Below are 24267 nucleotides of genomic sequence, written 5' to 3'. Positions count from 1 at the left end.
GTGCTCGGCGAATATCACATAGTCAGGGTCGAAGAGCTCCTTGCTCACGTGACATGGCCCGCCTTGTAGATGTCAGTGCCTCCCTTTGATAGTCCGGTCAGACGCTTACCAAAGGTCCGACCGTGGCTATCGACACTTCCAACACCGAACCCATCTCCATCATTCCCGGCGACACCGTCAAATGGTCGCGGTCGCTTTCGGACTTTCCGGCCTCTGCCGGCTGGGCGCTGAGTTACGAACTTCTCAACGCACAGCATCGCTACCTGATCGCGGCAGTTGCTGACGGCGACGCGCATCGCGTCGTCATCTCCGCGCAGACCACGGACGGCTACGCGCCTGGCTCCTACGACTGGCGGGCCCGCGTCACTAATGCCAATGAGGTCTACACGGTCGGCACGGGCCGCCTGACTGTCGCGCCCTCGTTCGCTGCGGCTGGCGATGTTCGCTCCCACGCAAGGCGAACGCTCGACGCCATCGAGGCGGTGCTCGAAGGCCGGGCCACCAGTGCGACAGCCGAGTACGAAATCAATGGCCGGCGCCTGAAGTACATCCCCCTCAACGAGCTGCACGCGATGCGCTCGAAGTACCAGCGCGAGGTTGCGGCAGAAGAGGGCAAGAGCGGTCCGCGGGGCGTGTCGGGTCGCATCATGGTGAGGTTCGGCCAATGAAGGCGCCCGCATTCCTTCGACGCCTCTTCCGCGGCGGCCCTGCGCCGAAGAAAACCCAAGTTCGCCGCTTCCAGGCCGCGCGCATCGACCGCCTCTCGGCCGACTGGATCGCGACCTATTCGAGCATCAACGAAGAGCTGCGCGGCGACCTCGACCGGCTGCGCGCGCGTGGGCGCGAGCTGCGCAACAACAACGACTATGCGCGCAAGTTCTGCGGCATGGTCGAAACCAACATGGTGGGGCCGGCCGGCTTCGTCATGCAGGCGCGCGTCGAGAACGCGCCGGGCAAGGCCGACAAGCTCGCGAACAATGCCATCGAAGCGGCATTCGTGCGCTGGCAGGCCGTATGCGATGTCACGGGCCGGCAGTCCTTGCGCGACATGTGCGAGACGCTGGTCGGCGGCCTGCCGAGCGATGGCGAGTTTTTGGTGCGGCTGGTGCGCGGCGCCGATGCACGCAACGAATTCAACTTTGCGCTGCAGCTCATCGACGTGGACCGCATCGATACCACCTTCAACGGCGTTGAGCCCTCAACAGGCAACACCGTCATCATGGGCGTGGAAGTGGATGCGTACCGCCGGACGGTCGCGGTCCACATCTTTGAGGCGCATCCGAACGATGGGCCGCGCACCTCCCGGCGCCGCGTGCGCCTGCCCGCGGAAGACATCATTCACAGTTTCAAGGTGGAGCGTGCCGAGCAGGTGCGCGGCATTCCATGGATGGCACCCGGCATGCTGAGCCTGCACCACCTGGGCGGCTTCATGCTGGCCGCGGTGCTGGCCGCCGAGCATGGCGCGAATCACTTCGGCTTCTTTACGCAGAACCAGGACGCCGCGCCGGGCACCTTGCCCATCGGCGAGCGCGACGACGGCGGCGACGCCATCACCACGAGCCAGCCTGGCGTGTACGACACGCTGCCGCCTGGCTACGACTTCAAGCCGCACGAGAGCAAGTACCCGAACGAAGTCTTTGGCCCGTTCGTAAAGACCGCCCTGCAGCGCGTGGCGAGCGGCTGGCGCGTGTCGTATCACGCGCTCGCCAATGACCTCGAAGGCGTCAACTTCTCCAGCATCCGCAGCGGCACGCTCGACGAGCGCGACCGCTGGGCCTCGGATCAGCAATGGTTCATCGATTCCTTTCTCAGGCGCGTGCGTGCCGAGTGGATGGTGATGTCCTTGCTGTCCAACGCCATCACCATGCCGAACGGCAGTCCGCTGCCCGCGGCGAAGGTCGCGAAGTTCGCCGCGCACGACTGGCTCGGTCGCCGCTGGGAATGGGTGGACCCGCTCAAGGACATGAACGCGCGCATTGCCGGTGTGGGTGCGGGGTTGGTGGCGCCGCAGGATCTGAGCGCGCAGATGGGCCGCGACTTCTACGACACGATGGTGAAGATCAAGGAAGCGCAAGACCTCGCGAAGCAGCTCGGCATCGTGCTGCCGGCCTACGCGACGAAGGTCGCTGCACCGGCGCCGAAGGGCCGGCCTGCCGAGGCCCAAGAGGAAGACGAAGAGGAAGAAGAAACCGCGGCCTAGTGACATCGCGCGCCTTATGAATGTCAGTGCCGCGAAGTTGCAATAGCGGCATGACTTCAAGTCTTCCTCAAGCACTTCGCGCACATCTGCCCACCGGCCAGCTGCAGCGCGCATTCGTTGTAGACCGCTCTTCCATCGACGAAGAAGCGCGCACCGTGAAGCTCGCCTTCGCGAGCGAGACGCCGGTGGATCGCGGCTGGTTCATCGAGGTGCTGGACCTCAGTCGCAAGTCAATGCGCATCGGCCGTCTCACCGCCGGCGCCAACCTCCTTTGCGACCACGACACACGAGATGTTGTCGCGGTCGTCGAGTCTGTGGAAATCGGTTCGGACAAGGTAGCCCGTGCCGTGGTGCGCTTCGGTCGAAGCGTGCGCGCAGAGGAAGTCTTCCGAGATGTGATCGACGGCATCCGCGTCAACGTTTCGGTGGGCTACATCATCCACGAAGCCATTCTGGAAGGCACGAAGGACGGTTACGACACCTACCGCGTGACCGACTGGGAGCCCTTCGAGTTGTCTCTGGTCAGCGTGCCAGCGGACGCGACTGTCGGTGTCGGCCGCAGTCTCGCCGCCGCGCCGCCGGCCCTTCCTTCCCTTCCTTCCATTTCCCCATCTTCTACGGAGAACCGCGCCATGACGACGCCCGAAACCAAGCCTGCCGGCACCCCGGCCCCCACCATCGAAACGCCCGTGCAGCGCAACCACGCCGCTGAGATCAGCAAGATCGCCGCCGCCATGCCCGGCGGTGCCGACCTGGCGATGCGCTCGATTCAAGCCGGTCACACGGTTGAGCAGTTCCAAGCCGAAGCGATCCGCTCGCTGTCGTCGCGGCCCGTTCCCACGGCCGACATCGGCCTGACCACGAAGGAGACGCGTCGCTTCAGCATGGTGCGCGCTCTCAATGCGCTGGCGAATCCTGGCGACACTGCGGCCCGCAGTGCTGCAGCCTTCGAATTCGAATGCTCCAACGCGGTGGCAACCAAGCTGGGCAAGGCTTCGCGAGGCATCCTGATTCCGTTCGAAGTGCAGAAGCGCGACATGAACATCGGGACGCCTGCGGCCGGCGGCAATCTCGTGGCGACCGATCTGATGTCGGGCGATTTCATCACCATCCTGCGCGATGCGATGGTGCTCAACACGCTGGGCGTGCGCTTCCTCTCGGGTCTGGTCGGCAACATCGCCATCCCGAAGCAAACCGGGTCCGGCAGCGCCTACTGGGTGGCCGAAGGCCAGGCGCCGGCCGAGAGCGCCGCAGCCATCGGTCAGGTGGCGATGTCGCCGAAGACGGTCGGTGCCTTCACCGACATCAGCCGCAAGCTGCTGCTGCAGTCGAGCATCGATGTGGAGAGCTTCGTCTCGGCCGACCTCGCGATGGTGCTCGGCCTGGCGATCCAACGCGCGGCCATTGCGGGCGGCAGCGTCGCCAACGAACCGGCTGGCATCCTCGCCAAGATTGCCGCAAGCGTGATTGGTGGCGCCAACGGCGGTGCCCCGACCTGGGATCACGTCGTGGATCTGGAGACGGCCGTGTCGGTCGCCAATGCCGACGTGGGCACGCTGGCCTACCTGACCAACGCCAAGGTGCGCGGCAAGCTGAAGAAGACCTTTGTCGATGGTCCCGGCACTGGCGAGCGCGTGTGGCAGAAGGGCAGCGAGCCGTTGAATGGCTACCGCGCCGCCGTCACGAACGCGGTGCCGAGCAACATCACCAAGGGCACTGGCACCAACCTGTCGGCGCTCATCTTCGGCAACTTTGCAGACCTCGTGATCGGCATGTGGGGCGGCCTCGATCTGATGGTCGATCCGTACACGCACAGCACCACGGGCACCGTGCGCGTGACCGCGCTGCAGGACGTGGATGTCGGCGTGCGCAACGAAGAGAGCTTCGCCACGATGGAAGACGCGGAAACCGCGTAAGCCCATGTTCGCCGAAGACCTGTCCGCTTTCTTCAGCGACTTCGCGGTGAACGCCTCGTTCACCGTCGAAGGCGTGAAGAAGACCGCGCGCGTCATCTTCGACCGCCCCTATGCAGCGCCCTTCGGCGTGCAGGTGGACGCGGACGCACCGTCGTGCCAAGGCACGACGGATGCCCTCGCCGGCCTGCAGCGCGATGACGCGATCACCGTCGATGGCAAGCCATTCGAAGTGGTGCGCGCGGAGGCGGACGGCACCGGCGTGACCAACCTCATCCTGCGGAGCGCCTGACCATGTTCCTGCTCGAACCCAACATCGTCGAACGGCTGCGCGAGGTGCTGCCGGCCTGGGAAGTCATGGGCTTCTCGACCGGCAAGGGCAACCGCGATGCCGGCGCGCTGGTGTCGGTCATGTTCGCCGCCGGCGCCTTGACCGATGTGAAGGAGGGCGCTGTCGGCCTGTCGCCCGGCTGGAGCGTCCTGCTCTCGGTCAAGCGCGGCCCCGCGGCTGCGGCGCTGCTCGACACGGCGATTGGCACGGTGATCGAGCGGCTTCACAACTGGGCGCCTGGCGCGGCCGGTGGCCGGAACTGGGGCGCGCTGAAGCTCGCGCGCTTCACGGCGCCGGACTTCCCGGACAGCGGGCTCATCGGCATCGATCTTCTCTTCTCCACCACCGGCCGCTATCACGGCCAAGCGTGAAACCAACGGAGCCAGCATGGCAAACATCTACGAAAAGTCTCAATACATCATCCCGCGCGGTCGCGTCTTCTTTGACGTGCTCGATGCCGCCGACCAGCTCACGGGCGAGCGCCACCTCGGCAACTGCCCCACCGTCACGCTCAACATCGCGACGGAAAAGGCGCCGCACTACAGCGCAGAAGCTGGACCGGGCGTCAAGGACGCGAATCGCGTCGTGCGCATCGACCGCACCGGCAAGATCACCTGCGACAACATGAGCGCGGACAACCGCGCCATGTTCATCTCGGGCGAGAAGTCCACGGTCACGCAAGCGACCGGCGATGTTGCCGCCGAAGAGATCATCGTCACGCCGGGCCGCTTCTACCAGCTCGGCCGCACCGACGCGAATCCGTCCGGCGCGCGCAAGGTTTCGGCGGTGGTGGTGACGCCCGATGCCGGCGGCGAGCCCTATGAGCTGGGCACTGACTACACGGTCGATGCCGCCCTCGGTCGCCTACAGATCCTGGCGACCGGGAGCATTCCCGCCGGAAAGATCAAGGTCGCTTATTCGAAGCCAGCCACCACCTGGCTGCGCATCAAGTCCGGCGACAAGGCCGAGCTGCGCGGCGCGCTGCGTGTGCTGTCCAACGTGGCCGAAGGCGAGCAGATCGACACCTATTGCCCGCTCGTGACGCTGGCGCCCACCGGCGACATGTCGCTCATCACCAGCGATGACGCCTATGTGCAGATGGAGTTCGACATCGAGGTCCTGACTCCGCCCAACGGCGTGGCGATCTTCGAGGACGGCCGCCCCATCGAGATCTAACCCCTTCGCCTCGCTGCCGCTCTCGCCGAGCGGCGGCGACGCCTGGCGCTTCGCTGGAGGCGCCACACGTCGCCGTAGCAGTTCCACCTCACCACACTCTCAAAGGTTCCCCATTGGCCTTCAAGCCGATCCAGATCGTTATCAATGCCAAGGACGATGCGTCCAAGGTCTTCGACAAGCTGCAGGCGCGCCTTGCCGCGTTTGCGGCCGTCGTGCTCGGCTACTTCGGCATTCAGGCGTTCGCCGGGTGGGTGAAGGGCGGCGCGGACTTCGAGCAGGCGCTGAGCCGCGTGCAGGCGGCCACCGGCGCGACCGCAGCCGAGATGCGCGCGCTGCGCAAGGCGGCGCAAGACGCCGCGGCTGATGCCCGCTATGGCTTCACCGAACTGGAAGCCGCCGGCGCGCTGGAGAACCTCGCGAAGGCCGGCCTCAGTGTGCGCGACGCCATTGCCACCTTGCCCTCGGCCATGCAGCTCGCACGCGCCGGCGATGTCGAGCTGGCGACCTCGGCCGAGTACCTGACAAAGATCGTCAACGGCCTGGGCCTGTCCTTTGCGGACGCCGGCCGCGTGGCCGACGTGCTCGCGCTCGGCGCGAACGCCACCAACACCCGTGTGGCGGGGTTGGCGCAGGCGCTGAGTTATGCGGCGCCGCTGGCGAACACGCTCGGCCTGAGCCTCGAATCCACGGTCGCCATCGTGGGCAAGTTCGCCGATGCCGGCATCGACGCGAGCCGTGCCGGTACAGCCCTGAACAGCATCTTTGCGCAGTTCTCCGACCCGGCCAGCAAGTTCCGCACGGAGCTGGCTGCTGCCGGCATCACGTCAACCAATTTCGAGAAGGCGCTTCACGAGCTGGCCGCGGCCGGTCCGGCGGGGCAGCGCGCCATTGCGGCGGTGGGACAGGAAGCCGGCCCGGCATTGCGCGCGCTGCTGAATCAGGGCGTGGTTTCGCTCGATGCGCTGACCAAGAAGCTGGAGAACGCCAAAGGCAGCGCGGCCGAGACGGCCGCCATCATGCAGTCGAATCTCAATGGCGCGCTGAATGCCTTGCGCACCGCATGGGACTCGACGCTCAACGCGCTCACGACGCCCATCCTCCCGGTGCTGAAGCAAGGCGTCGAGCAACTGTCCGGCGCCCTGCGTGCCGCAGTCGCCGATGGCACCGTAGGCAAGTTCGGCGCCGCGCTGGCGCTGGCGTTCCAGAACGGTATCAAGTGGGTGCAGGCCTTTGTGGCGAGTGTCGATGTGCCTGCCCTCGTGGCGAAGGCGCAGGCGATGGCCGACCGTGCGGGGGCGCTGCTCGACAGCTTCGGCCAGAAGGCGCAGACCACCGGCAACATCGTGCAAACGGTGTGGGGCGTGATGGTGGCCGGCGCCAACGTGGTGCTGGCGGCCATCTACAAGCAGGCCGAGGGCATGGCCATGGTGGTCAGCGCCGTGCAGACCGGCATCGCCACCATCATTGGCGGCCTGGCGAAGATCACCTTCGGCGGCTTGTCGGCGGCGTTCAAGGCCGCGGCCGAAGAGGTGCGCCTCTCGGCCGAGGCCACCGGCGCCGTGGCCGATGCGTTCGGCGAGAAGGCCGGCCAAGCTTTCGACCGCGCAGCCGAGGGCGCCGAGCAGGCGCGCGCCGGATGGGCGGGCCTGACCGGCAGCGCCGAAACCACCACGGCTGCGGCCACCAGCGGTGCAGCCGTGTTCGCGGACATGGCCGCGGAGATGAAGGCCGCCGGCGGCACCGCGCAGGAAGCCGGCCAGAAGGCCGCCAGCGCGGCCGAAGAGCAGCGGGCAAAGGCAGAGGAAGCCCGGGCTGCGGTCGCGCGGCTGCGCGGCGAATACGACCAGGCCATCGCCACCGGCAATCTGGAGCTTGCGGCGCAGAAGCTCGGCGAGCTGAAGAAAGCGAACCTCGCCGCGGCTGACGCGGCGGGCGCCAACAAAAGGGCGCAGACGGAAGCGGCGGCCGAGATTGCGGCGGCCTTTCAGCGCGCCGGCGTGGAAACCAAAGAGCAACTTGAGGTTGCCGCCAAAACCGCACTGCGCGACTTCGAGCTGATTCGCGACAGCGGGCAGGCAACGGCCATTGGCCTGGGCGAGGCGTGGAAGCGCGCTGCCGAGGCGGCCATCGCCGCCGGCAATGGCGTGGCGCCCGGGTGGGTGCAGGCGCAGGCCGCGATGCGCGGCTTCGAGGTGGTGCTCGACAGCGCTGGCCGCTCCACGCTCAAGCTGCGCGATGCGCAAAGCGATGCCATGCAGGCGGCGCATGGCCTGGCCGGCGCGCTGCGCGAGGTCACGAACGCACGCGAGCGCGACATCGAGTTACGCGAGAAGGCCAATGCCCTCAAGGAACGCGAAACCGCGCTGGAGAACAAGCGCCTTGGCCGCGACGCGAGAGGCTTCTCGACCGACAAGGACGGCAAGACCGTCAATGCCGGCAGTGACCTGGGCACCTTGACGGGCATTGCCGCGTTCCTCAAAGCCGCTGGCGTCAGCGACGAGAAGAGGGCGCGCGCCATTGCGATGGAGTTCGCCGATTCCAAGGGCGACATCCCCTTCTTCAACAACCCCGGCCAGAAGAAGTACGCGGACGGCGGCACGCTGAGCATGGCGCTGCTCAAGGCCGCAGAAAAAGAAACCTTCTTCGGCAAGGGCAACACGCCCACCGCGATCCCCGTCCCCGAATCCAACCGAACGGTGAACCTGCACCTGAACCTCAACGGCCGCGACTACGGCACGGTCCAAACCAATGCCGCCGGTGCGGACGCCATCGAGGACTTGCTCGCGCAGCTCGGCGCCGCGGCCGGCACGTCGTCCAACCGTCCGGGCCGATAGACATGGCGACTTCGAAGTTTCACACGCTCGCCGGCCTGCAGATCCCGCGCGGCATGGTCTGGTCCGACGAGTTCGGCTGGAGCCGCGTCGAGAAGAGTCTCGAGTATTCGCTCACGGGCGCGGCCTTGATCGATGCCGGCGTGCGCCTGGCCGGCCGGCCGATCACCTTGCAGGGCGAGGTCGAGGCCGGCTGGATTCAGCGCGGCGCGCTCAGGGCATTGCAGGCCCTGGCCGAGGCCAACGCCATCGGCACGCATGCGCTCGTGCTGGCCGATGGCCGCAGCTTCACCGTGCAGTTCGCGCCCGGCTTGGCCGTCGAGGGCAAGCCGCTCGCGCGCCCCGAGCTGCCCGTCGAGGACTACCCCTACATCGCCACCGTGCGACTCATCACCGTCTGACCATGCCCATCTTCGAATCCGACATCAAGCTCGTGGCGACCCAAGTCATGGACGACGTGCCCGAGGGCGGCGGCGCGCCGACCTCGACCGTCATCCCTGATGGCAAGAGCAATGCCATCTTCAAGGACATCAGCGAGGTGGACCGCGCGCAAGGCGACGTGTCCATCATGAAGGTGGCCGCGACGGTCCAGACCCTCAACACCGATACCGCGCTCGGCGGCACCGTCATCATCGCCCGGCCGCCGCTCGACCCGAACGTGTCGGCGGCTCTGTTCGTCACGAACGACTTCTTCGACCGCCGCGCCGCGATCCAGAACCGGCTGGAGGCCTACACGACCCCGGGCGAGGAATTCACCGGCTATCTGCTCGCGAACCATGTGCAGGGCCAGCGCTCGATGCTGATCTTCCAGCGGCCGGGCGCCACGCCGCCGACCGTGAACAGCACCTTGCAGATCAGCGGCGGCGGCAACACCGAGGCCGTGCGCCTGACCGAAGTCAAGGTGGAAAGCCGCACCTACAGCTATTCCATCAGCGGCGGCTTCGTGGACTATGAAGCGCAGGTGTGCGTCTGCGAGCTGCAGAACGGCCTCAAGCACGACTATGCCGGCACGCCGGCCAACCGCCTCTTCGAGCGCACGCAGACCGCGGCGGCGATCCATCGCATGCTCGTGGCCGACGCGGCGCGCTTCTACGGCGTCTCGCGGCTGGTGGTGAACGCCAGCACCGGCGACCTGTCGGTGAAGGTGGACCGCATCGACACCCAGATCGCGCCGACCTCGACCACCGAGATCTCGATCACCGACACCTCGGCGGCCGGCTCTTCCATCGCGCTCGTGCGTTCGGGCGCCGGTGTCGTCACCTTGAACACCGGCGCGCCGTTCGGCCCGAACGCCACGCTCACGCTCGGCAATCCCTTCTATGCCGGCACGCTGTCGATTGCGACCAATGCGGGCACCATCACCGACGACGGCGGCCGGCTCAAGCTCGGCGCGCTCACGGTCGGCACCGCCTCCTATGTGGGCGGCACGCTGACCTTCGCGAGCGACGCGCCGCAGATCGGCGGCACCAAGGCGATCACCTTCGGCCCGGCCGCGGCGCCGATTGAACTGGCCGACTCGGCGTCCATCGCGGTCAATGCGGAAAACCGCCGCGTCAACTACCCGCTGACCATCTTGCCGCCGCCCGCGCCCGGCACCTTGCGCGTGGCCTACCGCGCCGGCGCCAACTGGTACGAGCTGGCCGATGACGGCGCCGGCCGACTGCGCGGCGCTGATTCGAGCATCGGCTCGGGCACCGTGGACTACACCACCGGCACCGTGGCGCCCACGCTCGGCGTGCTGCCGGACGTGGGCAGCGAGGTGCTGTACTTCTGGGGCGCGAAGGCCAACTACCGCGACCGCAGCGGCGTCTTGCCCGCGGCCGTGTTGATCCGCCTCGCGCTCGATAACCAGGCCGCGCAGGCGAGCACCATCGCGGTGGACTGGAACGACGGCGCGGCCCGCCACGCGAGCGACAACGGCAGCGGCGTGCTCACGGGCGACGCCACCGGCCCGGTGAACTACGCGACCAGCACCATCGACCTCAGGCCCAACACGCTGCCGGCGTCGTCGGTGGCCTTTACTGTGGCCTACAGCCATGGATCGCCGGAAACCAAGGCCTTCCCGGCGCCGGCGCGGGATGTCGATGGCGCCATCACGCTGAACCTCGGCAAGACCAACATTGCGCCGCGCTCGCTGGCGCTGAGCTGGAATCTCGTGCTGATGTCCACCGGCGGCGTGCCGGCCGACATGTGGGTGCCGCAGAACTTCGCTTCCACGAAGACCATCACCGACGACGGCAGCGGCAAGCTCGTGGACGGCCTGGGCGTCGAGTTCGGCACCATCACCTACGCGACGGGCGTCGCCAACCTCTACCCGGAAGCGGTCGTGACCGTGCCGGTGCCGCAGTGGGCCGTCAATCAGCTGGGCATCCTGGGCACGGTGCTGTCGCCGGCGCTGCCTGGCGCGTTCCGCAACACGCTGACGGGCTACACCTATGTGCCGCTCAATGCCACGCTGCCGGCGGATGCCTCGGCGCTGGTGACGGCCGATTTCCGGGTGGCGGGCGCCGGCACCGCGAAGAGCCAGGTGTTCAATCAGCCGAAGCTCTCGATCCAGCTGCTGCCGAACGCGAGCGAAGTCGGCGTGCCGGGCAGCGTGAATTTCACGGTGGGCGGGAAGACCTACTTCGACCGGGCGGGTGCGCTGTACACCGACCTCGACCCTGCCACCGGCGCCGCCACGCAGGCCGGCAGCTACGACTACGCCACCAACACGGCGAGCCTCGATGCCTGGCCGGCCTCGGCGTCGAGCACGGTCACGGTGAACAGCCTGCTGACGGCGCTCAGCGGCCAACCGGTGGAGTATGTGGTGTTCCGCACGCCCGTGGCGCCGATCAGCCCGGGCACGCTGCAATTGCTCGCGACCAAGCTCAACGGCGGCACGATCAATGTCACGGCCGACCTCACGGGCCTCATCAATGGCGCCAACGTGCGCGGCACCGTCGATGCCTCGACGGGCGTCGTGAAGGTGCGCTTCGGTGACTGGGTCACGGCCGCCGGCAACGAGTCGGAACCGTGGTTCCGTGCCGATGCGGTGGGCAGCGACGGCAAGATCTGGAAGCCGGTTCCGGTGTTCGCCAGCACGATCCGCTACAACGCGGTCGCGACCACCTCGCTGCCCGTGGATGCCACGCTGCTGGGCCTCGATCCGGTGCGCTTCCCGGCGGATTGCCGCGTGCCGATCTTCTGGAAGGGCGGCCTTGTGGTCATCGGCAACACCAAGCGCCTCCCGCCGGCCGTGGTGTCCAACGGACAGACGCTCAGCGCCGGCCGCGAACGGCTCTCGCGCACACGCCTCATCGGCGCCGATGGCCTCGCCATCGAAACCGGGTACACGCGCAACCTCGACGCCGGCGAGCTCACCATCACCGACGCCTCGGCGTTCGCGCAGCCCATCGTCTACGAGCACACCATCGAAGACATGTTGACGCTCACCGATGTGTCGATCGATGGGCGCCTGTCCTTCGCGAGCCGCCTGTCGCACGACTACACCGCCGGCGACACCTACGTGAGCAGCGCGGTGCGCATGGGCGACGTGAAGGCCCGGGTGTCGCTGCTGTTCGACCAGCAGAGCTGGTCGGGCCAATGGTCCGACAGCCTCATCGGTAATGCGGCCGATCCGACCTTCAACGACATCGATTACCCGATCACCGTCACGAACAAGGGCGCCGTGACCGAGCGCTGGCGGATCCAGATCAACGGCAGCGGCACAGCCTACAACCTCGTCGGCGAGCACGTCGGCCAGATCGTGACGGGCCAGAGCCTGACGGCCGATTGCGAGCCGGTCGGCCCCTCGGGCGTGCCGTACATGCGCATTCCGGCGGCCGGCTTCGGCTCGGGCGGCTGGCCGGCCGGCTCGGTCATCCGCTTCAACACCGTGGCGGCCACGTTCCCCTTCGTGGTCATCCGCACCGTGCAGATGGGCGCCGAAACCGTCAGCGACGACTCCTTCGAGCTGCTGGTGCGCATCGGCGTGGACCGCCCCTGATTCAAGAGAACGAGAGGAACTGAAATGGCTTCTGTAGTCGATACCAGCGTCAAGAATTTCAACAGCACCATGGCCGGCGCACCCGCGCTCTCGGGCACGGCCGGCTCGCTCATCGCGCTGCTCGATGCAGTGCTCGTGAACGGCTTCGACCTGAAGAACGCCACCAGCCTGACCATTGCAGGCGGCGTGGCGACGTTGGCCTTCACGGGTGCGCACAGCGCCCAAGCCGACAGCGTGATTCAACTGGCCGGCATCACGGGCACCTATGCGGCGCTCAACGGCGAGCAGAAGGTCACGACGTTGGGTGCTGGTGTTGTCAAGTTCGCGACCAGCGCGGCCGATGGCGTGGCCGCAGGGGCGATCAGTTTCAAGATAGCTCCGGCCGGGTGGGAGAAGGTCTACGCCGCCGCCAACAAGGCGGTGTACCGCAGCCTCGATCCGGCGAGCACCAAGATGCTGCTGCGTGTGGACGACACCGGCACCACGGTTGCCCGGCTGGTCGGCTACGAGTCGATGACCGACGTAGACAACGGCGCCGGCCCGTTTCCAAGCGCCGCGCAGATCGCAGGTGGAGGGTGTTGGGGAAAGAGCATGGTCGCGAGCGCCGCGGCCGTGCCATGGGCGATTCATGCGGATGCCCGTCTCTTCTATTTCACGCCCCTGTCCGGCTATTCCACCTCGATCGCGAATCTGGGTGGCATTACGCGCTTTTTCGGCGACATCGTGCCGAACAAGCCCGGGGGTGATGCTTTCGCTTGTGGGCTGAGCTACTCGATCAACAACACCCCCAACTCCGCGCCAGATGGCTCAGTCTTCGGTGCGGGTAACACCGCAGGCACGGCGTTCCCCCGCATGCACACGGGCCTGGGCTCTTCGGTGATTCAGATCATCTATCCGTATACGGGGAATCAAGCGGGTAGCGCGATTGCGTCCGGCAGAGATCCGCTTCTCGGTTCCTTTCCGAGCCGTATCAATGGATCGCTGCAGCTATCGAAGAAGTACGTCAACGGCGCTGGGTTTCCGGAGCCTCGCGGTGATATGCCCGGTGCCTACCATGTTCCCCAGTCGCTCGTGTTCGACTCCTTCAAGCAGCTCGACAGGGTGCCTGGCACAGACTTGCTGGCGGGCCGCGTCCTGCAGGCTGTTTCTTGCCTCGATGTCTCTACATCGCCCTCCAATGCGACATCGTCGGGCAACTGCGGAATTGCATTCATCGACATCACGGGGCCGTGGCGGTAAGCGATGGCAGCACATCGCTACTGGCGAGCGGTCGGCTTCGAGGCATATGGCCTTGACGGTCTCGACATCACCGAATTCCAGCTTCTTGCAGGCGTCGGCCGTGTGGATGCGCCGGCCGCGTTGACCAGCAACATCGCGCCCGAAGCAGGGGCGCTGGCATATCTCAAGGATGACGACACGGGCACCGGTGCAACGTGGAGCGCGGGAGCCCTCAAAACGCTGGTGCTGTCGTGGGACTTCGGCCTCGGTGGCGACAAAGACGTGTCCGACGTTCGAATCGGGTCGGGCACCGACCCCAAGAAGTTCCTGCTCAATGTCTTGCTCCAGTGGTCCGACGACGCGATCGCGTGGACCGACTCCTACACGTTCGCTGGAATTTCATGGCCGGGCGTGCGCACGAAGAGCTTGAGCGATGGCGCGCAGTCCGCGCAGGTGTTGGCTTCCGCGCCGCTGATCTATTACAAGCTCGACGAAACGAGCGGCACGACCTACGCGGATGCTTCGGGCAATGGCCGCACCGGCGTGGGCAGCGGCACGATCACGCCGCAGGCGGGTTTGATCGCCGGCAGCACGGGTTCGCTGAGTTTCGACTCGACCAATGCGCAGGTGTTGACGGCCGATCCGTTCGGCTCGAACTACACGGGTGCGTGGACTGTGCGTGCCATCGGCAAGGGGCCATCTGCCGGCTTCTCGCTGGCCCAGCGCGGCCGGGACGGGTTCGGTGCGGGTTGGTCCATCAGTTTGGGCGCGGTGGCAAACACAGGCGTCCTGGGCATTTCGGCGGTGTTCGCGGGCGCCGGCTATTCGGCGCTCAGTCCGGCTGGCACTTACGCCTACGGGACGGTCGTGGAGATGGTGGGTCAGTTCGTGCCTGGCGTCGGTCTTCGCCTCTTCGTCAATGGTGAGCTTGCAGGGACCGCAACAATTCCCGGTGGCGCCGCACTGCGGGACAGCACCATTGGCTTGACCATTGCCATGGGCAACGGCACCGCAACGGTGGGTACGCAAGTGGATGAGTTGGCGTGGTGGAACACGGCGCTCACGGCGGCGCAGATTCGCGCGATTGCCAATCCCAACAAGATCGTTCGCAATTTCGTTCGCGGACGCACCGCGGCGCAGCGCCCGCTCAGCGTCGGGTCGGCCATGAGCATCGCACTCCCCTACGGCGCGGCAAAGACACAGCCCCTCCAACGCGCGCGGCCGGACTACCTCACCGGTGTGCTCGGTCGGGGCATCGGACGCGTCCGGGGCTTCACGCTCGACTATGTGAACCCGCTCAACAAGCCGTATCCGTGCCGCGTTCGGTTGGTGCGCGAAGCCGATGGTTTGGTGATTCGTGAGCTGTGGAGCGGCGCTGATGGCAGCTACGACTTCCAGTACATCGACGAGCTGCAGAGCTACACGGTGGTCGCCTACTACCTGGCCCACGGCAAACGCGCCGTCATCACCGATGGCCTGACGCTTGCCAATGGCAAGGTGGAGCTGATGCCATGAACGTGCTCGCGATCAACGCGATGTTGGGCGGGCCTGGCCTGCTGGCCTACCTCGGCACCGGGGCGCGATTCCTGGCCTGCGGCGGCGTGCAGCCGGCGGAGGGCGGCGCCATTGAGGCGCTGCTCGCCGCAGCCGAACTCGCGCTGCCCGCCGGCACCGTGGACAACGGCCGGCTTGTGCTCGTGCAGGCCGACAGCGCAGGCGACCTGGCGCTCGCGACCGGGATTGCGACATGGGGCCGCGTGGCACTGGCGGACGGCACCTGGGTGGCCGACTTCAGCATGAGCGGGCCTTCGGGCGCGGGGCAGGTGAAGCTCGTGGTGCAGAACCCGCCCGAAGGCGATCCCGAGGCCAAGCTCTACCAGGGCGGCACCTTTTTCCTCGGCGAGGTGGTCATCGGTGGCTGAAGACCTCATCTTCCGCAAGCCGCCGCTCGACGGGCCGCCGAACGTTCTGCTGTTCGGCGAGCCGGACGAGATCGCCAGCGCAGCCTATGCGCTCGGCCGCATCCCGTTGCCGGCATTCATGGTGGCCGGCGCCGTTTCGGCCACGCGCCCGCCGCGCGCGACCGCCTCGGGCGGCATTCCTCTGCCGGTCTTCATGCTCGCCGGCGTGGCGCGCTACGACAGCGCCACGCAGCGCCCGCTCGTGGGCAAGGTGTCGTCGGGATGGCAAGTGGCGGCAACGGCGAGCGCCGGCACCGTGGCGCGGCACCAGGGCGCCGCACGCGCGAATGCGGGCCGCGTTTCGCGCTGGCAGCGCGCCGAGCTGCGGGCCGGCGTCACGGCACCGGTGTGGCAAGAGGCGGGCAGGGCGCGCAACCAGGTGGCTGCGCGGCACCAGGCGGCCGGCGCGGTGGCGGTGGTAGCGGCGCTGCGCTGGCAAGAGGCAGGCCGCGCCCGCAGCGCGGCGCGCGTGCAGTGGCAGGCGGCCCAGCAGCTCGCACCGGCCGCGCTGGCGGTGCGCTATCAGGACGCCGGGCGGCTGCGGCGAAGCGTGCGCTCGGGCTGGCAAGAGGCCGCAAACCTCGCACATCGGCATGGCGAAGGCTTCGGCGTGGCGCAGCTCATCGTGCGCGGATGGCGCGTGCGCTGGCAGGCGGCCATGGCGCCGCGGCCGGGACGCTCGGACATCGTGCCGCCCGCGAGCGATCCCTGTTACGTGCCCTCGACCGAACTCGTGTTTCGTGAGCTGCAGAAGCACGCCACCACGCTCATTTTCTTTTGCGAGCGGCACGCGCCGCCGCTTGGCACCGGGCAAACCGTCGTGGTGCCCGTCTTGGAGGTCTATTCCGTGGAGAACAGCATTGCGCTCACGCGCGTGGAGGGCGGGGAAGTCATCGAAGCCCGCGGCTTCTCGATGTCGCTCGATGCCGATTCGTGGACCTGGCAATGGAGCGCCACGCTGCCAGGCTCGGCGCTGCCGCTGGTGCAAGAGGACAGCAACGGCGATCCGGCCGAGCTGCTGGCGATGGTCAACGGCGTGCCGTACCGGCTTGTGGCGGATCTTCCTGCGCGCGACCGGCGCTTTGCACGCGCGGATGTGTGTGTGCGCGGCAAGGGCCGCGCCGCGCTGCTCGACAAGCCCTATGCGCCAGAGCAGAACTTTGCCTCCGCCTCGGGGCGCACGGCGGCTCAGCTCATGGCGCTCGCCATGACAATTAACGGCGTTAATAACGGCTGGGCCATCGACTACCGCATCGGCGATTGGTTTGTGCCGGGCGGGACGTGGGCTTTTCAGGGGACGCCGATTGCCGCGGTGCTCGACATCGCCACGGCCGCCGGCGCCATCGTGCAGCCGCACAACACCGAGCCGACGCTGCGCATCCTGCCGCGCTATCCGGCCGCGCCGTGGATGTGGCACACGCTCACCCCTGACTACGTGCTGCCCGCCGATGTCGTCTCGGTGGAGGGCATCGAGTGGGTCCGGCGGCCGGCCTACAACCGCGCCTTCGTCTACGGCACCACGAGCGACGGCGTGCGCGGCGACCTCACGCGCAGCGGCACGGCCGGCGACTACGCGGCGCCCATGGTCACGCATCCCTTGATGACGCACGGCGATGCCGCCATGCAGCGCGGCCTCGCGGAGCTGAGCAACACCGGTCGGCAGGCGCATGTGAGCCTGCGCATGCCGGTACTGCAGGAAACGGGTTTGATCCTGCCGGGCTCTCTGGTGCGCTACGACGGCGGCGACGCGCTGCGCCTGGGCCTCGTGCGCAGCATCGCGCTCGATGAGGCCTGGCCGACCTTGCGCCAAACGCTGACCGTCGAAACGCACGTGGAGGTCTGAGCATGAGCCGCAATCCCTACAGCGTCTTCCTTGACCTTCTGCCGGCGACGCCGCTGCAGATCGCGACCGTGACGGCCATCGATGGCGACATCGCGCGGCTGGTGCTGCCTGGCGGCGGCGTGCTCACGGCGCGCGGCGTGGGCGACCGCGCCATCGGCGCCGAGGTGTTTGTGCGCGACGGCGTGATCGAGGGCGACGCGCCCGCCGACATGCCGCTCGTGCAGTTCGAAATTTGAAGAGAGAAGAGGCACCTCATGGACATGGGCGACATCGCCGGCAATCCGATTGCGCAGTTGGCGTTCCTCATTCTCTCGGCCGCCGGCGGCTATCAGGTGTGGCGCAAGCAGCAGCCGACCGATGCGAAGGAGCGCGCCGACAGCGAGGGGCAGATCGCCGCGCTCGGGACGTGGAAGGAACTGCTCGAAGGCGAGCGCGCCGCGCGCCTGAAGGCCGAAGAGCGGGCCGACAAGTTCGCGGCCGAGCGCAACGAAGCCTTGAAAGAGCTGTGGGAAATGAAAGGCCAGCTCAAGGCCATGAACGAAACCCTCGCCGCGCAGACCGCCGAGCTGAGTTCGCTGCGCGACCAGGTCCGCCAATTGAAGGAGCAACTGCATGCACAGTGATTCGCACATCGATTCGGATCGTGCGGCGCTCGACGACTTGCCGCGCGTGCGCCCGCCGCGCCAGTGGCGCCGGTTCTTCGAAACCGTGGGCGTGGTCGGAAGCCTGTTTCTCGGCGGCTTCGGCTCGGGCTACTTCTGGGCTGCGCGCAATGCCGAGGCGCAGATCGCGCGGCAACGCGAAGACCACCTGGCCGAGATTGCCCGGCTGCGCGAAGCCTTCGGCGACCGCCTTTCTTCTCTCACTGGCCGCGTCAACCGCGCGGCCGACACCGCGGCGAGCGCCGCGCAGACCGCGGGCGAGGCCGCGAGCACTGCGCAGACCGCCGCACAAGCCGCCAACCAGGCCGCGAAGACCGCGGCGAAGGAACTCAAGAAACCATGATCGACACCCAAACCCTCATCGACTGCACCGGCGCCGCGCGCGCCGACGCCGAGCGCTATACCCTGCACCTCGCGGACGGCATGAACCGCTTCGGCATTCACTCCGTCAATGCGATGGCGGCCTTCCTCGGACAGCTCGCCGTCGAGTCCGATGCGCTGCAGAAGGTCGAAGAAAACCTCAACTACACGACGCCGGCGCGGCTGCGCGAGATCTTCCCGAGCCTGTTCGTCAAGGGTGGCTACCGGGCGGAAGAGTACGTGCGCAACCCGCGGGGGCTGAGCATGCTTCGCTACAAGGGCTTCCATGGCCGCGGCCTCATCCAGCTCACCTGGGAAGACGCCTACATCGCGGCGGGCCATGCGCTCGGCGTGGACTTCCGACGCCATCCCGAGCTGCTACTGCAGCCGCAGTACGCGGCGCAATCGGCGTGCTGGTTCTTTGCCGTGTTCAAGGACTGCCTGCCGGCGGCCGAGCGTGGCGATGTCTACGACGTGACCGGCCGCGTCAACGGTCCGGCGCGCCTGAAGCTCGCGGAGCGCAAGGCGATCACGGCACGGGCGTACAAGGTGCTGAGCAAATGAGTCTGATGCAAACCTTGTTGATTGCGCTCGGGCTGAGTGTTGCGGGCAATGCCGCGCTCGGCTGGGCGTGGGTAGGGGCGCGCGAGAAGTCCGCGACGACGGTCGTCGAGCGCGACAACGCACGGGCTGCGGCTTTGGCCTGCAGTGATGCAACCGAGAACCTTCGCGACTTGGCCGACAGGCGGGCTGCGGAGGCGAAGAAGGCGCAGGCTGTAGCGCGCGCTGCGGCGAACGGGCGGCAGCAGGCGGCCAATGCGATTCTGAGCACGCCGCCGGCGGTGCCGGGCGACGCTTGCGCGAGCGCGCAGATCCGCGTTGATGCGTGGCTGAGGGGAAGGGCGCAGCCATGAAGCGTTATGCGCTCTTGGTGCCCGTCCTGGCCCTTGTCTGGTCGCTCGCCGCGTGCGGGGTCACGCCGGCGCAAAGAGTGAGAGTGCCAGTCCCGGTGGAATGCGACGCGGAGGTGCCTGCGCGGCCGGCCATGCCGACTGAAGCGCTCGCGCCTGGCGTGGACATGGATCGTTTCAGCGCCGCGGCGATGGCTGAAATCGAACTGCGAGAAGGATACGAGGGTGAACTCCGGGCGGCTCTTGCCGAATGCGTCAAGCCGGTACGGGCTGATCGGCTGCGCGCGGGCAACTAGTCGCGGCGTTAACTTCCGTGAGTGGGCGTGCTGGCGCCAAGAATGTGGGCGAGCGCCGTCGTCGCGTCGGCCGCTGTTGATTCGATCCTGATGGGATAGGCAAGCATCAGATTCACAGGCAGGCCAAAGTCTTCCGTGCCATGCCTTCTGCATCTCGCAGAACGCCGGTGGCATCTCGGCGCGTTTGCGGCACATTCGCGGTAGTTGCCGGGTTTGAGGAAGTGCCTTCGGCTGTTTCAGCTAGGGGCGCACTTGGCTCGATGGAGCGACGGGCTGCGCCCCTGAGGTTTTGTCCTTGATCTCGTAGCCGAAGACCTCCCCGAACAGGTTCACTGCGCCGATTCGCGAGCCATAGATAACCAGCAGAATCAGTGCCGTTACTGCCAACGCACCGATGTTAGCGAGTATGTTTTCCATCAACGTTTTCAGGAATGGTCGGGCCTTTTTCAGCTCGCTCATGAGTTGACGCCGATAGCGGTCCTCGGTTTCGGCCTCTGCTTCTCTTAAAACTTGCTCAGAAAAGGTTCGAAGCGTTTCGGTCGCCTCTGCTCGAAGGGAATCCACGCTAGTTGGAAGGGTCGCCGCCAAGATGAAATTGTTGACCTCGGCTGGGTTGGGAGACTGCCCTTTTGCTGCGACAAATGCGCGAACAAATTCAAGCTTGCGGCGCTTGTAGAGCGCGTAAGCGACGTTGTCGATAAGGTCAATATCGTCCGATGCGATATCCGCAAAACGCTGATACGGCTCAACGGAATCCGCAGCTGCGAGCGTAGAGGCGATTGCTTGCTCTGCTTCTGCTGCCTCGATTTGAATCTGATCGGTCACGGCCGACTATCGCTTACGAGAAACTGCAACCTTGCTCGCGCTGAGAACTGAGCTGGTTTTAACGCGTACCGGATCTCGCGGAGCGGATGTTGGCGTGAACTGACCCGTTTTGGCGTCTCTTACCACGGCCGAGCGACCTCCCTTGAGGGCGTCATTGGCCGAGCGAACCGCTCGATAAGAAACAAAGACCCCGCTCTTGGGTTCGTTTGTCACATGGGGTTTGGTCATACACGAATCATGGCACGGAGTCGGCTGGAAGTCCCACCGGAGAAGCTGGGTCGTGCCGTTGCAAGGAGGTGCGCAGCCTCAGTCTCGTCTGCGACCAATCGCCGCCAGCGGCTAACAATCTCTACTTACTGTAAATAAATACAGCACATGCCTGATGGTACATACAGTGTAGTTTCAATTGGTTTCGTTAGAAACAACTTTCGGCGTTCAGATCGCGCGCCCTATGAGGTAAGAAGCCGCTTTGTAACAAAGCGCCGAAGTTTCATCCAAAACTTGCTGCAAATGATGTAGGCGCTATATCTAGTGTGTCACAGACGAGCTGGCCCTAGATATAGTGTGTTTCGCCCGATACGAGGGCGCCGGGTGGTTCAGACCCGGCGCTCAAGCCCAACAATTGCTGTCAGGGTGTGTCCCTCAAGAGACGTTCCACAAGCGAATCTTGCCATGAATACAGGTCGGCCGGACAGCGTGTCTGCGCTCAAAAAAGGAGATCCCTATGAGCAAAATTGGTCGCAACGCCGGAACCGGCCGCTTCACTCCCGTTAGCACCGCGCGTGCTAAACCAACCACGCATGTGGTCGAAACCATCAAACAGCCGCCGGCGAAGGCTCCTAGCCCGCCCAAAAAAAGCGGTAGATAACCCCGCGGCAATCGCGTAAGGGCCGGTGAGTTCGCTCATCGGCCCTTCTCCAAGGAGCTACTGATGAAGCGGGATTGGGACATCATTCGAAGTGTTTTGGAGGATATCGAAGCTCAAACGGCCGAAGAGCGCGAGAACGCGGTCTATGTCATCCAAGCCGATCAGTCTCCGGATGATCGTGCGAAAGTGGAGCATGTTTTCTTGCTCGCCCGAGGTGGATACCTCAAAGGCATTTGGAGTGAAGACCTTTCGGGAACCATGCTGATGGCGCTGGAGCTGACTTGGGACGGCCATGATCTGTTAGACACAATCCGTTCGAGCACTATCTGGAGCAAGGTCAAGGCGGCAGCAAAGACGAAGGGCATCGAGCTAACCTTTGATGCGGTGAAGATTCTTGCGAAGTACGCGCTCGACGAGACCATCAAAGGATGATCCGGCGCAACGCGAGCAGAGATGCTTTCATGGCACCGCTCGTGGTATTCACTTTCTAAGTTGTTGAAAAATAAAGATTTTTAGCTCTCACACTCTCCGCCGGCAACCCAGTATCCATGCGGATTTGCGGGCGGGGCAGGCACTTTACCCCCCATTTTTACCCCCTTTTCTTTTCGCGCTCAGGTGGGCTGCTTTGGATCACCTTGGGCGAGGTGCGCCGAACCACCGGTCTCTAGGGGGCTGGTGTCCCAGGGGCCTTTGGCTCAGCTCGGGCTCTGCGCAACCCGTTGCGGCACTACCCCCGCCGGGGCGGGCCGGCGCTTGCCGCCGTCTGCCGAATGCCGTTTTGAGCCCAATCCGACGGGCCAATTGGACCTGACTGAGCCAGATCTTGGCCAAAAAATGTTACATCTTGTCGCATTTATGCTATAATTTATTCACGGGCCAGGCCTGCCTGGCGCAACCCAGGCTAGACCCTGCCCGTCTGTGGAGCCCACCACCTGTAGCCCTTGATGGCCGCCAAGCCAGCGCATTTGCGTCGCCTTCGGCCACCACGAGGGCAACACAACAGCAAACTGGTCAGGCGTGCACCCTGACGGTGTTTCGCCCCTCCTGCTTGGCAAGGTAGAGTGCTTCGTCCGCGGCTCTCAGCAGTTCGAACGGCGTGCTGCCGGGCTGCGGAACCCCGGACGCCACGCCAAGGCTGACGGAGACGGTGCCCAGCGCCGACGCCGCATGAGGGATCTGCAGATCGGCCACGGCCAGCCGCGCCCTTTGCGCAACCTCGAGTGCACCTGCGGCGTCCGTCGCGGGCAACAACAAAACCATTTCTTCGCCCCCGTAGCGCGCGACAAGGTCGCTCGAGCGCCACACGGCCGACCGCAGTGCCTGGGAGACCCGCCGCAAGCAGTCGTCGCCTTCAAGATGCCCGTACAGATCGTTGTACTTCTTGAACTCGTCGACGTCGACCATGACGACCGCCAGCGCCGTTTGGCTTGCCAGCGCCTGTTGGAAGTTGAGGGCCAGGCGGGCGTCGAAGTAGCGGCGGTTGGCCAGGCCTGTCAGCCCGTCTTCCTGCGCAAGATGTTCCAGGCGCTCATTGGCCTCCGTCAGCGCGTCCCGGGCACTTCGCAGCTGCAGTTCCGCCACCAGTCGCCTGCGCATCGACCGGATCAAGTGGCGGCCTGACACTCCGACGACCAGGCACAAAAGAACCACCCAAGCCGTTTGATAGATCGACGCGGATTTCCATTCCTGCAGCGCCTCGTCCTTGCCGACGGCAACGGTCACGAAGAGCGGGTAGTTCAGCAAATGCTCGAAGCTGATGATCCGTGTCACGCCATCGATCGCCGATCTTCCCTCGACGGTGCCCGAGCGCGAGGCCCGGAAACGTTGCTGCAACGGCGTATCTGTACTGCGCCTGCCCAGGTCGGCTTCCCTGAAGGGGCGGCGGAGCAGCAGTTGGTCCGTCCCGAACAGCGCAATTGCTCCTTGCTCGCCGATCTGAAAGTGGTCCAGGACACTCAGCAGATGCTTGACGCTGAGCGTGACCAGCACCACGCCGGCGAAGTTGCCGTCCGGGTCGTTGATCCTGCGCGACACCGGGATCACCCACTCGCCCGAAGAGCGGCTCACGATGGGGCCGCTGATCAGCGTCCGCGCGCTCGGGTTGGTCCGGTGGTGAATGAAATATTCGCGATCCGAATTGCTTCGGGTACCCGCCGGGGATGCATCGGAATAGACCAGCCATCGGCCTTGCTCGTCGTAGATGAAGATTCCCTTGATGGCTTGAACTTCGGCGACATGGTTCACGAGGACCGGTTGAAGACGCTGCAGGGAGTCGGGCGTGATGTCCGCGCGCTCGAGTTCGAAGACGAGGCCCGAGATGATGTGCTCGGCCAGGGCAGCCGTACTATCGATCTGCTGGCTGACCGCGCGTGCCAGGTTGGTATTCGCCCGCGCGATCTGCTCGTTTTCCGCCGTGCGCGCACGAACGACCAGCCATGCGTTCATGACCAGCAACGCCGCGCACACAAAGACTACAAACAAAGTAGTACCGTAGATGACGCGGCTTCGTTGCGCGTCTGTTTTCCGGGCAAGAGAACTGGCGTCGGTCGCCGGCCATGGACCAATGGACGTGTCCGGAATGGTCTCGGCCGCGAGGGGAGTGGAAGCTTCTTTCATCGAAGGCCAAAATCCATAAAGAACTCCAAGTGAGAAGCCGAGCGTGAGCTCCAACCGGAGACGCGTGCGCGATCTGATCATCTCATCCCAGCAGCAGCTATGACAGCGCCGCGCGGCTGACCTAGACCGAATTCAGCAGCTACACCAACGATACGGCTGAGCGCGTGGGCAGCCTCACGCAGAGCCTGCTCAGTCCGCTGACAGGACACCCCATCCAAAGCACCATTGCTGCGGCCGATGTCACCTGAAGCATCGGCGACAGCCCAAC

23 protein-coding genes are annotated in these 24267 nt (G+C 65.8%); 20 read left to right on the top strand and 3 right to left on the bottom strand.

Annotation, left to right across the window (positions count from 1 at the left end):
* Positions 1-122: 122 nt before the first annotated feature.
* The 19 genes from AC1DMS_RS20140 (at position 123) to AC1DMS_RS20050 (ending at position 19690) form a co-directional block, all read left to right on the top strand.
* A complete protein-coding gene (locus tag AC1DMS_RS20140; protein ID WP_478181678.1) occupies positions 123-668 on the top strand; it encodes a hypothetical protein in 546 nt (181 codons plus the stop codon).
* Entirely contained in the window at positions 665-2200 is a 1536-nt protein-coding gene (locus AC1DMS_RS20135) for a phage portal protein (protein WP_478181677.1), read from the top strand. Before AC1DMS_RS20140 ends, AC1DMS_RS20135 begins: the two co-directional genes overlap by 4 nt.
* Before the next feature lie 155 nt (positions 2201-2355).
* Complete coding sequence (locus AC1DMS_RS20130; protein ID WP_478181676.1) at positions 2356-4116, top strand: phage major capsid protein; 1761 nt, start codon at positions 2356-2358, stop codon at positions 4114-4116.
* 4 nt (positions 4117-4120) lie between these two features.
* Positions 4121-4405 carry a head-tail joining protein gene (locus AC1DMS_RS20125; protein ID WP_478181675.1) on the top strand — a complete coding sequence of 95 codons (285 nt, stop codon included), beginning with the start codon at positions 4121-4123 and terminating at the stop codon, positions 4403-4405.
* 2 nt (positions 4406-4407) lie between these two features.
* Positions 4408-4815, top strand: a complete 408-nt coding sequence (locus tag AC1DMS_RS20120) for a hypothetical protein (protein WP_478181674.1) — start codon at positions 4408-4410, stop codon at positions 4813-4815.
* A gap of 16 nt (positions 4816-4831) precedes the next feature.
* Positions 4832-5620 (top strand): phage tail tube protein, encoded by a 789-nt coding sequence (locus tag AC1DMS_RS20115; RefSeq protein ID WP_478181673.1) that lies wholly within the window; start codon positions 4832-4834, stop codon positions 5618-5620.
* Between the two features lie 113 nt (positions 5621-5733).
* Positions 5734-8454: a phage tail tape measure protein gene (locus tag AC1DMS_RS20110; protein WP_478181672.1), complete on the top strand. Its 2721-nt coding sequence runs from the start codon at positions 5734-5736 to the stop codon at positions 8452-8454.
* 2 nt (positions 8455-8456) lie between these two features.
* Positions 8457-8852, top strand: coding sequence for a hypothetical protein (locus AC1DMS_RS20105; protein WP_478181671.1), 396 nt, complete (start codon positions 8457-8459; stop codon positions 8850-8852).
* A 2-nt stretch (positions 8853-8854) separates the two neighbouring features.
* Entirely contained in the window at positions 8855-12439 is a 3585-nt protein-coding gene (locus tag AC1DMS_RS20100; protein WP_478181670.1) for a hypothetical protein, read from the top strand.
* 24 nt (positions 12440-12463) lie between these two features.
* Positions 12464-13678 carry a hypothetical protein gene (locus AC1DMS_RS20095; RefSeq protein WP_478181669.1) on the top strand — a complete coding sequence of 405 codons (1215 nt, stop codon included), beginning with the start codon at positions 12464-12466 and terminating at the stop codon, positions 13676-13678.
* A 3-nt stretch (positions 13679-13681) separates the two neighbouring features.
* On the top strand, positions 13682-15172 hold the full coding sequence (locus AC1DMS_RS20090; protein ID WP_478181668.1) for a LamG-like jellyroll fold domain-containing protein: 1491 nt from the start codon (positions 13682-13684) through the stop codon (positions 15170-15172).
* Positions 15169-15579, top strand: a complete 411-nt coding sequence (locus tag AC1DMS_RS20085; RefSeq protein WP_478181667.1) for a hypothetical protein — start codon at positions 15169-15171, stop codon at positions 15577-15579. The genes AC1DMS_RS20090 and AC1DMS_RS20085 overlap by 4 nt, the downstream gene beginning before the upstream one ends.
* Positions 15572-17461 (top strand): hypothetical protein, encoded by a 1890-nt coding sequence (locus AC1DMS_RS20080; protein WP_478181666.1) that lies wholly within the window; start codon positions 15572-15574, stop codon positions 17459-17461. Before AC1DMS_RS20085 ends, AC1DMS_RS20080 begins: the two co-directional genes overlap by 8 nt.
* Positions 17462-17463: 2 nt before the next feature.
* Entirely contained in the window at positions 17464-17697 is a 234-nt protein-coding gene (locus AC1DMS_RS20075) for a hypothetical protein (protein WP_478181665.1), read from the top strand.
* 18 nt (positions 17698-17715) lie between these two features.
* Positions 17716-18084, top strand: coding sequence for a hypothetical protein (locus AC1DMS_RS20070; protein WP_436298404.1), 369 nt, complete (start codon positions 17716-17718; stop codon positions 18082-18084).
* Positions 18074-18466, top strand: coding sequence for a hypothetical protein (locus AC1DMS_RS20065; protein ID WP_478181664.1), 393 nt, complete (start codon positions 18074-18076; stop codon positions 18464-18466). Before AC1DMS_RS20070 ends, AC1DMS_RS20065 begins: the two co-directional genes overlap by 11 nt.
* Positions 18463-19047 carry a glycoside hydrolase family 19 protein gene (locus AC1DMS_RS20060; RefSeq protein WP_478181663.1) on the top strand — a complete coding sequence of 195 codons (585 nt, stop codon included), beginning with the start codon at positions 18463-18465 and terminating at the stop codon, positions 19045-19047. Before AC1DMS_RS20065 ends, AC1DMS_RS20060 begins: the two co-directional genes overlap by 4 nt.
* Positions 19044-19397 (top strand): hypothetical protein, encoded by a 354-nt coding sequence (locus tag AC1DMS_RS20055; protein ID WP_478181662.1) that lies wholly within the window; start codon positions 19044-19046, stop codon positions 19395-19397. The genes AC1DMS_RS20060 and AC1DMS_RS20055 overlap by 4 nt, the downstream gene beginning before the upstream one ends.
* The gene (locus AC1DMS_RS20050) at positions 19394-19690 is read left to right on the top strand and encodes a hypothetical protein (protein WP_478181661.1); all 297 of its coding nucleotides are present in this window, start codon (positions 19394-19396) and stop codon (positions 19688-19690) included. Before AC1DMS_RS20055 ends, AC1DMS_RS20050 begins: the two co-directional genes overlap by 4 nt.
* Positions 19691-19930: 240 nt before the next feature.
* Here the strand turns inward: AC1DMS_RS20050 and AC1DMS_RS20045 are convergent, their stop codons facing one another.
* Positions 19931-20515 carry a hypothetical protein gene (locus AC1DMS_RS20045; protein ID WP_478181660.1) on the bottom strand — a complete coding sequence of 195 codons (585 nt, stop codon included), beginning with the start codon at positions 20513-20515 and terminating at the stop codon, positions 19931-19933.
* A gap of 706 nt (positions 20516-21221) precedes the next feature.
* Entirely contained in the window at positions 21222-21422 is a 201-nt protein-coding gene (locus AC1DMS_RS20040; protein ID WP_478181659.1) for a hypothetical protein, read from the bottom strand.
* A gap of 24 nt (positions 21423-21446) precedes the next feature.
* On the opposite strand from AC1DMS_RS20040, the gene AC1DMS_RS20035 reads away from it, so the two are divergent.
* A complete protein-coding gene (locus AC1DMS_RS20035) occupies positions 21447-21815 on the top strand; it encodes a DUF2513 domain-containing protein (RefSeq protein ID WP_478181658.1) in 369 nt (122 codons plus the stop codon).
* 579 nt (positions 21816-22394) lie between these two features.
* Here AC1DMS_RS20035 and AC1DMS_RS20030 read toward each other — a convergent pair.
* A complete protein-coding gene (locus AC1DMS_RS20030) occupies positions 22395-23999 on the bottom strand; it encodes a GGDEF domain-containing protein (protein WP_478079446.1) in 1605 nt (534 codons plus the stop codon).
* Positions 24000-24267: the final 268 nt, after the last annotated feature.

This window comes from Variovorax sp. 05T418 (assembly GCF_056396385.1).
The sequence above is the reverse complement of the archived record's forward strand: the minus strand, read 5'-3'. Positions and strand labels throughout refer to the sequence as shown.

What these genes read in the sequence shown, in the direction of transcription:
- AC1DMS_RS20050 (WP_478181661.1), top strand. Translation starts at nt 19,394, where the DNA reads ATGAAGCGTTATGCGCTCTTGGTGCCCGTCCTGGCCCTTGTCTGGTCG.
- AC1DMS_RS20070 (WP_436298404.1), top strand. Translation starts at nt 17,716, where the DNA reads ATGGACATGGGCGACATCGCCGGCAATCCGATTGCGCAGTTGGCGTTC.
- AC1DMS_RS20085 (WP_478181667.1), top strand. Translation starts at nt 15,169, where the DNA reads ATGAACGTGCTCGCGATCAACGCGATGTTGGGCGGGCCTGGCCTGCTG.
- AC1DMS_RS20100 (WP_478181670.1), top strand. Translation starts at nt 8,855, where the DNA reads ATGCCCATCTTCGAATCCGACATCAAGCTCGTGGCGACCCAAGTCATG.
- AC1DMS_RS20055 (WP_478181662.1), top strand. Translation starts at nt 19,044, where the DNA reads ATGAGTCTGATGCAAACCTTGTTGATTGCGCTCGGGCTGAGTGTTGCG.
- AC1DMS_RS20115 (WP_478181673.1), top strand. Translation starts at nt 4,832, where the DNA reads ATGGCAAACATCTACGAAAAGTCTCAATACATCATCCCGCGCGGTCGC.
- AC1DMS_RS20125 (WP_478181675.1), top strand. Translation starts at nt 4,121, where the DNA reads ATGTTCGCCGAAGACCTGTCCGCTTTCTTCAGCGACTTCGCGGTGAAC.
- AC1DMS_RS20040 (WP_478181659.1), bottom strand. Translation starts at nt 21,422, where the DNA reads ATGAGCGAACTCACCGGCCCTTACGCGATTGCCGCGGGGTTATCTACC.
- AC1DMS_RS20060 (WP_478181663.1), top strand. Translation starts at nt 18,463, where the DNA reads ATGATCGACACCCAAACCCTCATCGACTGCACCGGCGCCGCGCGCGCC.
- AC1DMS_RS20135 (WP_478181677.1), top strand. Translation starts at nt 665, where the DNA reads ATGAAGGCGCCCGCATTCCTTCGACGCCTCTTCCGCGGCGGCCCTGCG.
- AC1DMS_RS20105 (WP_478181671.1), top strand. Translation starts at nt 8,457, where the DNA reads ATGGCGACTTCGAAGTTTCACACGCTCGCCGGCCTGCAGATCCCGCGC.
- AC1DMS_RS20120 (WP_478181674.1), top strand. Translation starts at nt 4,408, where the DNA reads ATGTTCCTGCTCGAACCCAACATCGTCGAACGGCTGCGCGAGGTGCTG.
- AC1DMS_RS20075 (WP_478181665.1), top strand. Translation starts at nt 17,464, where the DNA reads ATGAGCCGCAATCCCTACAGCGTCTTCCTTGACCTTCTGCCGGCGACG.
- AC1DMS_RS20095 (WP_478181669.1), top strand. Translation starts at nt 12,464, where the DNA reads ATGGCTTCTGTAGTCGATACCAGCGTCAAGAATTTCAACAGCACCATG.
- AC1DMS_RS20030 (WP_478079446.1), bottom strand. Translation starts at nt 23,999, where the DNA reads ATGAAAGAAGCTTCCACTCCCCTCGCGGCCGAGACCATTCCGGACACG.
- AC1DMS_RS20090 (WP_478181668.1), top strand. Translation starts at nt 13,682, where the DNA reads ATGGCAGCACATCGCTACTGGCGAGCGGTCGGCTTCGAGGCATATGGC.
- AC1DMS_RS20035 (WP_478181658.1), top strand. Translation starts at nt 21,447, where the DNA reads ATGAAGCGGGATTGGGACATCATTCGAAGTGTTTTGGAGGATATCGAA.
- AC1DMS_RS20065 (WP_478181664.1), top strand. Translation starts at nt 18,074, where the DNA reads ATGCACAGTGATTCGCACATCGATTCGGATCGTGCGGCGCTCGACGAC.